Origin of the sequence: Micromonospora andamanensis (assembly GCF_016863495.1) — a bacterium.
GTDB classification, from domain to species: domain Bacteria; phylum Actinomycetota; class Actinomycetes; order Mycobacteriales; family Micromonosporaceae; genus Micromonospora; species Micromonospora andamanensis.
On sequence record NZ_BOOZ01000004.1, the window covers coordinates 61,293 to 74,372 of the forward strand.

The following is a 13,080-nucleotide window of genomic DNA, read 5'->3' on the forward strand; positions in this document are numbered from 1 at the left end:
CCCCACCCGAGGAGATCCGATGAGGAACATGCGAATGCCCATGGCGCGTCGGCGCGCCATGGCGGTCGTCGCCGCCGTGCTGCTCGCCGGCGGCGTGGCGGCCTGCGGCAACAGCGACACCGGCAGCGGCAACGACGGCGGCGGCGACGACAAGCTCGTCCTGGGCTTCTCCCAGGTCGGCGCGGAGAGCGGCTGGCGTACGGCCAACACCAACTCCATCAAGGAGGCGGCGGCCGAGGCCGGCATCGAGCTGAAGTTCGACGACGCCCAGCAGAAGCAGGAAAACCAGATCAAGGCCATCCGCAACTACATCCAGCAGAAGGTCGACGTGATCGCCTTCTCGCCGGTGGTGGAGTCCGGCTGGGACACCGTGCTCAAGGAGGCCAAGGACGCCGGCATCCCGGTGATCCTGACCGACCGCGCGGTGGACTCCGCCGACAAGTCGCTCTACAAGACCTTCCTCGGCTCGGACTTCGTCAAGGAGGGCCGGCTCTCCGGCGAGTGGCTGGTGGAGAACAAGAAGGACGCGACAGGCGACGTGAACATCGTCGAGTTGCAGGGCACCACCGGCTCCGCCCCGGCCAACGACCGGAAGAAGGGCTTCGCCGAGGCGATCGCGGCAGACCCCAAGCTGAAGGTCATCGCCTCCCAGTCTGGCGACTTCACCCGGGCGGGCGGCAAGCAGGTGATGGAGCAGTTCCTGAAGGCTCACCCGAAGATCGACGTGCTCTTCGCGCACAACGACGACATGGGTCTGGGTGCGCTGGAGGCGATCACCGCGGCGGGCAAGGAGCCCGGCAAGGACATCACCATCATCACCATCGACGCGGTGAAGGACGGCATGCAGGCCCTGGCCGACGGCAAGTTCAACTTCATCGCGGAGTGCAGCCCGCTGCTCGGCCCACAGCTGATGGACCTGGCCAAGAAGGTGAAGGCCGGCGAGGAGGTGCCGCCGCGGATCGAGACCGAGGAGACCACCTTCACGCAGGAGCAGGCCAAGGAGGCCCTGCCCAACCGCAAGTACTGATGACGCCCGGGGTCGCCGCCACCAGCGGGGCGGCCCCGCCGCGTCGCCCATTCCCGACGGACTGGGCGTCTGGCCCGACATCCCGTGCCACGCCGCCCGGCCGGCCCCCAGGCCGGCCGGGCGGCGTGCCGGGATAACTGGCCCTTCCGCATCGATGAAAATTAGAAGAGGATCGATGGGATGACGGATAGTCGTCCGGTCCTGACGATGACCGGGATCAGCAAGTCCTTTCCCGGGGTGCGCGCACTCCACAACGTCGACTTTCAGCTCTTTCCCGGCGAGGTGCACGCCCTGATGGGCGAGAACGGCGCCGGCAAGTCGACCCTGATCAAGGTGTTGACAGGCGTCTACGGCATCGACGAGGGCAGCGTCACCCTCGACGGCGAGCAGGTGGCCTTCAACGGACCGATGCAGGCCGCCGCCGCCGGGGTCAGCACGGTCTACCAGGAGGTCAACCTCTGCCCGAACCTGTCCGTGGCGGAGAACATCTTCATCGGCCGGGAGCCGCGCCGCTTCGGTGCCGTCCGCTGGGGCGAGGTCCGGCGGCGCGCCCGACAGCTGCTGGCCCGTCTGGACCTCGACATCGACGTCACCGCGCCGGTGGCGAGCTTCTCGCTGGCGGTGCAGCAGATGGTCGCGATCGCCCGGGCGATCGACGTGCAGGCCCGGGTGCTGATCCTGGACGAGCCGACGTCCAGCCTGGACGCCGGTGAGGTCGCGCAACTGTTCCGGATCATGCGGCAGCTGCGGGACGAGGGCATCGCCATCCTCTTCGTGACCCACTTCCTCGATCAGGTCTACGGCATCGCCGACCGGATCACCGTGCTGCGCAACGGCGCGTTGGTGGGGGAGTACCCGATCGCCGAACTGCCGCAGCTGGCGCTGGTGGAGAAGATGATCGGCAAGGAACTCGACGTCCTCGAACGGATCGAGGAGCAGCCCCGCCCGGAGCTGGCGGTCCTGGAGGGGGGTACCCCCTTCGTCCAGGTGTCGCAGCTCGGTCGCAAGGGTGCGGTCGCCCCTTTCACGCTGGCCATCCACGCCGGTGAGGTGGTCGGTCTGGCCGGCCTGCTCGGCTCCGGGCGTACCGAGGTGGCTCGGCTGCTGTTCGGCGCGGATCGGGCCGACCGTGGCGAGGTCGAGGTGAACGGCGCCCGGACCGGCCTGCGCAACCCGGTGCAGGCCATCGACCAGGGCATCGGCTTCTGTTCGGAGAACCGCCGGGCGGAGGGGATCATCGCCGACCTGTCGGTCCGGGAGAACATGATCCTGGCCATGCAGGCGGCTCGCGGCTGGCTGCGGCCGATCCCCCGGCGCCGCCAGGACGAGCTTGTCGACAGGTACATCAAGGCGTTGAGCATCCGTCCGGCCAACCCGGAGATGCCGGTACGCAACCTCTCCGGCGGCAACCAGCAGAAGGTCCTGCTGGCCCGTTGGCTGATCACCGAGCCACGGCTGCTCATCCTCGACGAGCCGACCCGGGGCATCGACATCGGCGCGAAGGCCGAGATCCAGAAGCTGGTGGTGCAGCTCTCCGACGGCGGGATGGCGGTGCTGTTCATCTCCGCCGAGCTGGAGGAGGTGCTGCGCCTCAGTCACAAGATCGCGGTGATGCGCGACCGGGAACTGGTCGCCCAACTCGACAACGACGACACTGTGGACGCGGACCGCGTCATGCAGACCATCGCCAGCGGCACCGAGCGTGAGGAGGCGAGCCGATGAGCGACGCCGGGCACCGCTTCCGAACCCTGCTCGGTCACCGGCTGTTCTGGCCGGTAGCCGTGCTCGTGGTCATGTTGGCGGCCAACACCGTCTACCGTCCCGGGTTCCTGGCCGTCGAGATCAACAACGGCCACCTGTACGGCACCCCTATCGACATCCTGCGGTTGAGCGCCCCGCTGATCCTCGTCGCGCTGGGGATGACCCTCGTCATCTCGACAGGCGGCATCGACCTGTCGGTCGGCTCGACCTGCGCGATAAGTGGAGCCATCGCCTGCCTCTACATCAGCCGGGCGCCCGACCAGAACAACCTCGGCACGGTGCTGACCGCACTCGCCATGGCGCTCGGGGTCGCCCTGGTGCTCGGTGCCTGGAACGGGGTGCTGGTCTCCGTCATCGGCATCCAACCGATCATCGCCACCCTCATCCTGATGGTGGCTGGCCGGGGCCTCGCACAGCTGATCGCCGAGGGCCAGATCATCACCATCAACTCCGGTCCGTACCGGGCGATCGGGCTGGGGCACCTGCTGACCCTGCCCCTGGCGATCTTCATCGCGTTGGCCGCGGCCCTGCTCGTCGCGGCGTTCACCCGTCGCACCGCGCTCGGCATGATCGTCGAGTCGGTGGGCGGCAACCGGGAGGCCAGCCGGCTGGCGGGCATCCGGTCCGGTCGGGTCGTCTTCCTGGTCTACGTGGTGAGCGCCGCCTGCGCCGCGATCGCGGGGTTCATGATGACCGCGAACGTCTCCAGCGCCGACGGCAACAACACAGGTCTGTGGGTGGAGCTCGACGCGATCCTCGCGGTCGTCATCGGTGGCACCTCGCTCGCCGGGGGCCGGTTCTACCTCAGCGGCACGATCGTCGGTGCCCTGATCATCCAGACCCTCACCACCACGGTGTACGCCATGAACATCTCACCCCAGACGGCGCTGCTGTTCAAAGCGGTGGTCGTCATCGCCGTCTGCCTCATCCAGGCGCCCGCCTTCCGGGCCAGGTTCCGTCGTCGACGGCCCGGGACACCGCCGCCGCCGCAGTCGTCGCCGCAGCGGCAGAAGGAGCAGGTGCCGGCATGACCAGTCTCCCGATCTCCACCGGCCCGCGCTGGGCCAAGCTGCCCCGGCGGCACATGCCGGTGCTGGCGACCCTGGCGTTGCTGCTGGTGATGTACGGCATCGGGGTCTCCCAGTACCGGGCGTTCTCCAACATCCAGGTAGTTTTCAACGTCTTTATCGATAACGGTTTCTTGCTCGTCATCGCGGTCGGGATGACCTTCGTGATCCTCACCGGCGGGATCGACCTGTCGGTCGGCTCGGTGGCGGCGATGACCGCGATGGTCTCGGCGTGGCTGCTGCAATCCGGCCTGCCCGCGTTGCCGGTGCTGGTGATCGCCCTGCTCATCGGGCCGACGCTCGGGTTCCTGATGGGCTGTGCGATCCATTTCTTCGACATCCAGCCCTTCATCGTCACCCTGGCCGGCATGTTCTTCGCCCGTGGCATGTGCACGTTCATCAGCAACGCGTCGATCCCGATCACCGACGGGTTCTGGACCACGATGTCGCAGTACCGGATCGGCGATCCCCGGGGCAACTTCGTCTCGATAAGCGTGCTCGTCGCCTTCGCGGTGGTGCTGGTCGCCGCGTACGTGCTGGCGTACACCCGACTGGGACGCAACGTCTACGCCATCGGCGGCAACCCGCAGTCGGCGCTGTTGATGGGGCTGCCGTTGGGCCGGACCCGGATCGCCGTCTACACCATCAGTGGCCTGTGCGCGGCGATCGGCGGCATCCTGCTGTCGTTCTACACGCTCTCCGGTGCCCCGCTGATCGCCATCGGGATGGAACTCGACGTGATCGCGGCGGTGGTCATCGGTGGCACCGTGCTCACCGGCGGCTCGGGCTACATCTTCGGCACGGTGCTCGGGGTGCTGGTGCTCGGTGTGATCCAGACCTTGATCACCTTCGACGGCAGCCTCAACTCCTGGTGGACGAAGATCGTGATCGGAGGCCTGCTCTTCGCGTTCATCCTGCTCCAGCGCCTCATCGGCATCCGCTACAAGTGACCGCCCCTCTCGCGGAAGGCAACTCCCATGGCAACACACCCTGAACCCGAGGTCTGGTTCCTCACCGGAAGCCAGGCAATGTACGGCGAGGACACGCTCCGGCAGGTGGCCGACCAGTCCCGTCAGATCGCCGCGCTGCTCGACGAATCGCCGCACATCCCCGCCCGGGTGGTCTGGAAGCCGGTCCTGACCACCAGCGCCGACATCCTGCGGACCTGCCGGGATGCCGCGACGCAGGGGGCGGTCGGGGTGATCGCCTGGATGCACACCTTCTCGCCGGCGAAGATGTGGATCTCGGGCCTGGACGCGTTGCAGACCCCGCTGCTGCACCTGCACACCCAGGCGAACGTCCTGCTGCCGTGGGACGAGATCGACATGGACTTCATGAACCTGAACCAGGCCGCGCACGGCGACCGGGAGTTCGGGTACATCCAGACCCGGCTTGGGGTGGCCCGCAAGACGGTCGCCGGGCACGTCTCGGACCCCCGGGTGGTCACCCGGGTCGGCGCCTGGACCCGGGCGGCGATCGGCTGGTCGGCGATGCGTTCGCTGCGGCTGGCGCGATTCGGCGACAACATGCGCGACGTCGCCGTCACCGAGGGGGACAAGGTCGAGGCGGAGCTGCGTTTCGGGGTCTCGGTGAACACCTACGGGGTCAACGACCTGGTGCGGGTGGTCGACGAGGTGACCGAGGCGCAGATCAACGATCTGGTCAAGGAGTACGACGACACCTTCCGGGTCGCCACCGAACTGCGGCCCGGCGGCGACCGGCACGACTCGCTGCGCTACGCCGCCCGGCTGGAGCTGGGTATGCGTACCTTCCTGGACGCCGGTGGCTTCCGGGCGTTCACCACGAACTTCGAGGACCTGGGCGGACTGCGGCAACTGCCCGGCATCGCGGTGCAGCGTCTGATGGCCGACGGCTACGGCTTCGGCGGCGAGGGCGACTGGAAGACCTCGGTGCTGGTGCACACCCTCAAGGCGATGGCAGTCGGCACCGAGGGCGGCACCTCGTTCATGGAGGACTACACCTACGACCTGACCCCGGGTGAGGAACTGGTCCTCGGTGCCCACATGCTCGAGGTGTGCCCCTCGATCGCCGGCGACGTGCCGAACGCGGAGATCCACCCGCTGAGCATCGGCGGCCGTGAGGACCCCGTCCGGCTGGTCTTCGACGCGGCGCCGGGGCCGGCTGTGGTGCTCGGCCTCGCGGACATGGGCGAACGGTTCCGGCTGGTGGCCAACGAGGTCGACGTGGTCTCCCCGCCGCAACCGCTGCGCCGGTTGCCGGTGGCCCGGGCGGTCTGGCGGCCCCGGCCGCACCTGCCCGGCTCCGCCGAGGCGTGGATCACCGCGGGCGCGCCCCACCACACGGTGCTCTCCCAGGCGGTGGGCGTGGAGGAGTTGCACGACCTCGCCGAGATGAGCCGGACCGAACTCGTCGTCATCGACGCCGACACCGATCCCCGGCGGTTCGCCGACGAACTGCGCTGGAACCAGGCGTACTACCGGCTCGCCCGGGGGTTCTGACCGTCCTTTGACGCTGGTGGGGCGGATCGGCCGTAGCGGCCTTTCCGCCCCGCCGGCGGCTGCCCGCGCCCGCGGGTGGCAGGGTCCCCGGCCGGCGTGCCACCCCGCCGGCCGGGGACCGCAACATGCTCCTCCGAGCAGTACGTGAGTCGTCGACGTTACGACTTGACGAAGGCCGTGTTATCGCTCACAGTCGTAGTGAAGACGGACGATATCTGTGGCCGTCCGGGACGTGTCGCGTTGCTCCGAAGACGGCGGTCACCTGATCTCTCCCTTGGGCAGAGCGGTCATGTTAGCGATCACACGCCGCACCGGAATTGCGACGGCGTGGGGCCGCAGAGAGACGTCCCGCCGTGCGTTCTGCTCGCATCCTGAAGGAGGATCATGATTGCCATTGGTGAGGTCCCACGGACCCTGCCGGGCCGGCGTGGCTGGCTGTCGCGCGCGCTCGCCGTCCTGGCGGCGATGGTGGTGGGCGGCTCCCTGGCGGCGGTCGCGCCGTCGCCGGCGGCTGCGGCCACTGTGGACACCAACGCCTGGTACGTCCTCGTCAACCGCAACAGCGGCAAGGCTCTCGACGTCTACAACCAGGCCACGAACGACGGTGCGCGGATCACCCAGTGGGCCCGCAACGACGGGAACTGGCAGCAGTGGCAGTTCGTCGACTCCGGCGGCGGCTACTACCGGCTGCGCTCGCGGCACTCGGGCAAGGTGCTCGACGTGTACAACTTCTCCACCGCCAACGGCGCGTCGATCGTGCAGTGGAGCGACCACAACGGGACCAACCAGCAGTTCCGGTTGGCCGACTCGGCCGGTGGGTACGTCCGGCTGATCAACCGCAACTCCAACAAGGCCATGGAGGTGCAGAACGCCTCGACCGCCGACGGCGGCAACATCGTGCAGTACGACGACTGGGGCGGCGCGAACCAGCAGTGGCAGCTGGTCCAGGTCGGCAACGGCGGCACCCCCACCGATCCGCCCCCCGGCGGCAGCTTCACCAACCCGGTCGTCTGGCAGGACTTCGCCGACGTCGAGGTGATCAGGGTCGGCGAGGTGTACTACATGACCGCCTCCACCATGCACTACTCGCCGGGTGCCCCGATCCTGCGCTCGTACGACCTGGTGAACTGGGAGTTCGCCGGGCACTCGGTGCCCCGACTGGACTTCGGCACCAAGTACGACCTGCCCGCCGGGCAACAGGCGTACGTCGAGGGCATCTGGGCCTCCACGCTCAACTACCGGCCGAGCAACCAGACCTACTACTGGGCCGGGTGCATCAACTTCGCCCAGACCCACATCTACACCGCGACTGCCGTCGACGGCACCTGGAGCCGGCACGCCACCCTGCCCCAGTGCTACTACGACGCGGGGATGCTCATCGACGACAACGACACCATGTACGTCGCCTACGGCAACGGCACCATCAGCGTGGCTCAGCTCTCCGCCGACGGGCGCAGCCAGGTCCGGGCCCAGCAGGTGTACCAGACCCCGTCGAGCATCGGCACGCTGGAGGGCGCACGGTTCTACAAGCGCAACGGTGCCTACTACATCTGGCTGACCCGCCCGGCCAACGGCCAGTACGTGCTGAAGTCCACGAACGGTCCCTTCGGTCCGTACGAGCAGCGCCAGGTGCTGCTCAACATGCAGGGCCCGATCTCCGGTGGCGGGGTGCCCCACCAGGGCGGCCTGGTGCAACTGCCGAACGGCTCCTGGTACTACATGGCCTTCACCGACGCGTACCCGGGCGGCCGGATGCCGACCCTCGCACCGATCACCTGGACCGCTGACGGTTGGCCGCAGGTGCAGACGGTGAACGGCGCCTGGGGGGTCAACTACCCCAACCCGCTGCCGCTGCGCCCGGTCAAGCCGCTCACCGGCGCCGACACCTTCGCCGGCACCACCCTCGGCCCGCAGTACGAGTGGAACCACAACCCGGACAACAGTCGGTGGTCGGTGAACAACGGGCTGCGGCTGCAGACCGCCACCGTGACCAACGACCTCTACCAGGCCCGCAACACGATCACCCACCGCATCCAGGGGCCGACCTCGACCGGCACTGTCGAGATCGACTACTCGACGATGCGCGACGGTGACCGCACCGGCCTGGCCATGCTCCGGGACGTCTCCGCGTGGATCGGCGTCCGCCGGGACAACGGGACCACCCGGGTGGTCATGACCAACGGGCTGAACATGAACAGCAACTGGGACACCACGAGCACCGGCAGCGAGATCGCCAGCGCGGCGGTCTCCGGTGGGCGTATCTGGTTGCGGGCCAATGCCGACATCCGACCCGGCACGGGTCGACAGGCGCGGTTCTCGTACAGCACCGACGGGGTCACCTTCGTCCCGCTGGGCAACGCCCTGACGCTCAACAACAACTGGACGTTCTTCATGGGGTACCGGTTCGCCATCTTCAACTACGCCACCCAGGCCCTGGGTGGTGCGGTGACGGTACGGCGATTCGAGTTGTCCACGCCGTGAGCTGGCGGTGACCGGTCCGGCACGTAGGTGTCGAGGCCGGGTCGGTCACCCACAGGCTGGGGCCTGTCGTCTGCCCGCCGAGCGGACGACAGGCCCCTTCTCACGCGGCCGAGTGAGGGTACCCAGCCGAGTGAGAGCACACCCGACTCAGCTCGACAGGACGCGGGCAACCACCTCGCGCCGCACGGCACCCCTCCGCCACCGTGCAGCGACGGGATCCACCGGACGCGGGCAACCCACCTCCGACCGGATCCCGGGGCAGGGCGCCCCGGCCGCCGTCGAGGACCGGAGACGCAGATGCCGGGTGGGAGGATCCCACCCGGCATCTGTCCGTGCGCCAAGGGTCAGGCGGCGCGGGACCACTGCATGCTGGACGCCGAACTGCACGTCCGCTGCTCCAGGGCCGCGCCCTGAGCGGTGGAGCCGCCCACCACGTTCAGGCACTTGTCGCTGTTGACGTTCACCAGCTGCTGATACCCGTCGCCTGTCGACCGCCAGCTGAACACCTGGTTCAGACCGTCGTGGCAGGTGTACTGGATGATCTGTGCCCCGTCGGCGGTGGAGACGTCGCGCACGTCGACGCACTTGCCGCTGTGCACGCTCTGCAGCCGTACGTTGCCGTTGCCGGCGTCGAGGAAGCGCCACTGCTGCCAGGCGCTGCCGTTGCTGCTCCACTGCCCGATCACGGCGAGGTTGTCGAGGTTGGGCTGCTGCACATCGACGACCTGTCCGCTGTTGCGATTGATGATCCGGTAGGCCGTGGGGGCGCTACCGCCACCGGCGAACTGCCACCAGTTGACGTTGAACAGGTTGCCGCTGCCGCCGGCGAAGCGCAGGTAGAGATCCCGCGTGCCGGTGGCTCCGGTCACCCCGCAGCTGGTGGTCGTCCAGTTCTGCCAGCCGCCGGTGCCGGCCACCGTGCAGGTGCCGACGACCGGGCCGCTGGCGCTGTCCAGCCGTACCTCGATGCGGCCACCGCTGGTGGCCGAGGCGACCCGCGCGGAGAAGGTGGTCGCCCCGGTGCCGAAAGCGACCCCCTTGACCTTGATGTGGTCGCCGTTCTCGATCCAGCCGACGTTCATGCCACCCTCGCTGGACGGCTCGGTCTCGATGCCGGACCCCCAGGCGATCGTCTCGGCCTCCTGGCGCACGTACGGATTCAACGTGCCCACCTGGGGAGCCCCGGCGGTGGTCATGTTCATGGTGGGGATGGTTCCGTTGGAGTTGTAGGTGAACTTCTCCACGGCGACCGATCGGGTGTAACCGCCGCCACCGGGTAGCGCGCCGTTGTGGTAGAAGAAGTACGACCCGCCGGCGTAGTCGATCACGCCGGGGTGGTTGGTGAAGCTGGAGCCCTGCCGGGGCATGACCGTTCCCCGGTACGTCCACGGGCCGGTCGGACCGGGTGCCGTCGAGTAGCCGATGAACTCCGAGCAGCACTCCGCCGCGAACACGTTGTAGTAAAGCCCGTTGCGTTTGTAGACCCAGGGCCCTTCCTCGTAGAGGGTGGGCCGGCTGGCGTTGCCGGTGCGGGTACCGAACCCCGCGGTGGTGAGTGGGATCTGGGTCGGTCCACCGGAGAACGAGATCATGTCGGGGTTGAGTCGTACGTACCAGAGGTTTGGATTGCCCCAGTAGAGGTACGCCTGCCCGTCATCGTCGATGAATGCGTGCGGATCGATCTCGCCGTTGCCGACGAGCGGACGGCCGAGCGCGTCACGGAACGGCCCGGTCGGGCTGTCCGCGACCCCCACCCCGATGACCATCTGCCCGTTCGAGCGCTGCCGGACGGGCACGTACCAGTAGAACTTCCCGTTGCGGGCGATGACGTGCCCGGCCCACGCGTTGGCGTCCGCCCAGGCGAACGTCGTCAGGCTCATCGGCGTGCCGTGGTCGGTCCAGTTCACCATGTCGGCCGAGGAGAAGACCCGCCAGTCACGCATCGTGAAGTAGGTGGAGCCGTCCTCGTCGTGTCCGGTGTAGAGGTACACCCGGCCGTTGTGCAGCATCGGCGCCGGGTCGGCGGTGTAGATGTGCTGGACGATCGGGTTGTCGGCCCGCGCGACGCCGGGTAGCAGGGCGATCGTGCAGGCCACGCTCGCGAGCACGGCGACGACGCGGCGCAGCGCCCTCGCTCTCACGCCCGGCTCCACCGTTGGTTGGCGTTGCCGTGGCAGGACCAGAGGATCACCGCGGTCCCGTTTGCCGTGCCCGCGTTGTTCACGTCCAGACACAGCGAGGGGAAGCGGCCGTTGCTCACCGTGCCGTTGGCGTTGAGCGTCCACTGCTGGTTGGTGCCGCCGTTGCAGTCCCAGATCTGCACCCGGGTGCCGTTCACCGCGTTCGTCGGCACGTCCAGGCACTTGCCGAGCACACGCAGCGTCTGGCCCTGCTGGCTGATCTGCTGGTTGGGGTTGCCGTGGCAGTCCCAGATCAGGGTGCCGGTGCCGTTTGCGGTGTTGGAGTTGTCGAGATCGAGGCAGCGCCCGGACGACTCGCTGCGCAGCCGGAAGGTGCTCGGGACCGGCGGGTTGGTGGTGCCGCCACCGCTGACCCGGTACACCACGGTGCCGTGTGCCGGCACGCTCGCGGAGATGGTTCCGGTGGTCGTGGAGGTGCCGTTGGTCCACGCGTTGAGCAGCGTGAACGAGCTGCCGGTCTTGCCGATGGCCGCCGCCGTGGTGGAGATCGTCGTGGTGGAGTTCCCCTGGTTGAACAGGGCGACCGCGACATCACCGTTGGCCAGACGCTTGGCCAGGACCCGCCGGGTGCCGTCATGGGAGACCTGGACGGCCTGAAGTCCAAGCGTGTCCTGGTTGATCGCGACCAGGTTCTGGTTGCGCAGGATGTCAAGCGTCGCCGTGCTGGCGGAACGCAGGTCGTTGCCCATCATCAGCGGCGCCGCCATGATCGCCCACAACGCGAAGTGACTGCGCATCTCGGTGTCGTTCATCCCACCGTTGCCGACCTCCAGCATGTCCGGGTCGTTGAATCCGCCCGGTGCGGCATAGCCGGCCAGCGGCACGTTCACGTTCACGATGTTCTGGATGCCCATCGGGTAGCCGTTGGTCTGGCCGCTCTCCCAGGTGTTTGTGATGTCCTCGGTGGTCCGCCAGAGGTTCGCCACATCGCTCCAGTTGCGTTGCGGCCCGGTCTTCTCGTGGATGCTGTTGGAGTTGATGCTGTAGACGATCGGCCGGCCGGTGGCGGCCAGCGCGTCGCGCATGATGCTGAACCGCGCCACCTGGTCGTTGATGGTCCCGGTCGGGGAGCACCAGTCGTACTTCAGGTAGTCGACGCCCCAGGCGGCGAACTGCCGGGCGTCCTGGTACTCGTGTCCGAGGCTGCCCGTCGAGCCGGGGAAGGCGTCGAAGTACTGGGCACAGGTCTGGTCCAGCGGTGCCTGGTAGATGCCGAACAGCAGGCCACGTGAGTGCAGGTAGTCGCCGAGGGCCTTCATGCCGCTCGGGAACCGCTGCGGATGCGCCTGGAGGTTGCCTTGGGCGTCCCGGTTCGGATCGAACCAGCAGTCGTCGACGACCACGTACTTGTACCCGAGGTCGCGAAGACCGTGGTTGACGATCGAGTCGGCCATCTGGCGGATGAGAGTCTCGTTGATGTTGCAGCCGAACGTGTTCCAGGTGTTCCAGCCCATCGGCGGGGTCCGGGCGACGCCGTTGTTCAGCGCCTGCGCCGGCTTGGGAGAGATGACCCCGTCGGCGAAGCTCGCGGTGAGCGTCACCGCCAGGATGCCCAGGGCGGCGGTCAGCCACCTTCTTGCGCTACGCACGTTGAATTCCTCCTCGTCGGTGCGGTGATCGGGTACGGCCACCGGTTGCCGGCATCGCGGCGGTCGGCGGGTGCGGCCGTGAAACTCTGCTGGCGGATCCCGGCACGCCACCCCGCTCCCGCGCGCTGTCGTGCGGGAGCGGGGTGGCGTGCCCGGTCAGCGCCGGTCGGCATGCCGTTCAGACGCCCGGCTCCCAGCCCCGACGTGCCGCCAGGTGCCGTTCCGATGACGAGAATGTTATCGCTATCATCAATGCATGTAAATTATCCGTTGCCATCCGTGCAGCATCGTGACGCACCCGTCCGAGCGGTGCGCAGAGCATCGGGCAGACCGGGTGTGACCGCTAACAGGAGGCCCTGGAGGAGGTTTTCCGGCGAACGCGGTCGGGCCGCCGGCCACCGGGGTGGTTGCTGGCGCTAGACTGTGCGTGATCTAGCGCTTTCCACCCGGACGGCACGGGCCGGCGTGGGCACC

General features: G+C 68.2%; 8 protein-coding genes. 6 read left to right on the forward strand and 2 right to left on the reverse strand.

Annotation, left to right across the window (positions count from 1 at the left end):
- Positions 1 to 19: 19 nt before the first annotated feature.
- The 6 genes from Van01_RS05110 (at position 20) to Van01_RS05135 (ending at position 8,816) form a co-directional block, all read left to right on the forward strand.
- The gene (locus Van01_RS05110; protein WP_239098857.1) at positions 20 to 1,027 is read left to right on the forward strand and encodes an ABC transporter substrate-binding protein; all 1,008 of its coding nucleotides are present in this window, start codon (positions 20 to 22) and stop codon (positions 1,025 to 1,027) included.
- Between the two features lie 180 nt (positions 1,028 to 1,207).
- On the forward strand, positions 1,208 to 2,749 hold the full coding sequence (locus tag Van01_RS05115) for a sugar ABC transporter ATP-binding protein (protein ID WP_204000910.1): 1,542 nt from the start codon (positions 1,208 to 1,210) through the stop codon (positions 2,747 to 2,749).
- On the forward strand, positions 2,746 to 3,819 hold the full coding sequence (locus Van01_RS05120) for an ABC transporter permease (RefSeq protein ID WP_204000913.1): 1,074 nt from the start codon (positions 2,746 to 2,748) through the stop codon (positions 3,817 to 3,819). The genes Van01_RS05115 and Van01_RS05120 overlap by 4 nt, the downstream gene beginning before the upstream one ends.
- Complete coding sequence (gene yjfF, locus Van01_RS05125; RefSeq protein ID WP_204000916.1) at positions 3,816 to 4,805, forward strand: galactofuranose ABC transporter, permease protein YjfF; 990 nt, start codon at positions 3,816 to 3,818, stop codon at positions 4,803 to 4,805. Before Van01_RS05120 ends, yjfF begins: the two co-directional genes overlap by 4 nt.
- A gap of 27 nt (positions 4,806 to 4,832) precedes the next feature.
- Positions 4,833 to 6,335: an L-arabinose isomerase gene (gene araA, locus Van01_RS05130; RefSeq protein WP_204000919.1), complete on the forward strand. Its 1,503-nt coding sequence runs from the start codon at positions 4,833 to 4,835 to the stop codon at positions 6,333 to 6,335.
- 384 nt (positions 6,336 to 6,719) lie between these two features.
- Positions 6,720 to 8,816, forward strand: coding sequence for a family 43 glycosylhydrolase (locus tag Van01_RS05135; protein ID WP_204000934.1), 2,097 nt, complete (start codon positions 6,720 to 6,722; stop codon positions 8,814 to 8,816).
- A gap of 344 nt (positions 8,817 to 9,160) precedes the next feature.
- Here Van01_RS05135 and Van01_RS05140 read toward each other — a convergent pair whose 3' ends face one another.
- Both Van01_RS05140 and Van01_RS05145 read right to left on the reverse strand, forming a co-directional pair.
- Positions 9,161 to 10,957 (reverse strand): family 43 glycosylhydrolase, encoded by a 1,797-nt coding sequence (locus Van01_RS05140; RefSeq protein WP_204000947.1) that lies wholly within the window; start codon positions 10,955 to 10,957, stop codon positions 9,161 to 9,163.
- Complete coding sequence (locus tag Van01_RS05145; protein WP_204000960.1) at positions 10,954 to 12,606, reverse strand: glycoside hydrolase family 27 protein; 1,653 nt, start codon at positions 12,604 to 12,606, stop codon at positions 10,954 to 10,956. Before Van01_RS05145 ends, Van01_RS05140 begins: the two co-directional genes overlap by 4 nt.
- Between the last annotated feature and the right edge of the window lie 474 nt (positions 12,607 to 13,080).

Excerpts from the sequence above, each read along its gene's own strand:
- Van01_RS05110 (WP_239098857.1), top strand. The coding sequence starts at position 20 with ATGAGGAACATGCGAATGCCCATGGCGCGTCGGCGCGCCATGGCGGTC.
- Van01_RS05115 (WP_204000910.1), top strand. The coding sequence starts at position 1,208 with ATGACGGATAGTCGTCCGGTCCTGACGATGACCGGGATCAGCAAGTCC.
- Van01_RS05120 (WP_204000913.1), top strand. The coding sequence starts at position 2,746 with ATGAGCGACGCCGGGCACCGCTTCCGAACCCTGCTCGGTCACCGGCTG.
- yjfF (WP_204000916.1), top strand. The coding sequence starts at position 3,816 with ATGACCAGTCTCCCGATCTCCACCGGCCCGCGCTGGGCCAAGCTGCCC.
- araA (WP_204000919.1), top strand. The coding sequence starts at position 4,833 with ATGGCAACACACCCTGAACCCGAGGTCTGGTTCCTCACCGGAAGCCAG.
- Van01_RS05135 (WP_204000934.1), top strand. The coding sequence starts at position 6,720 with ATGATTGCCATTGGTGAGGTCCCACGGACCCTGCCGGGCCGGCGTGGC.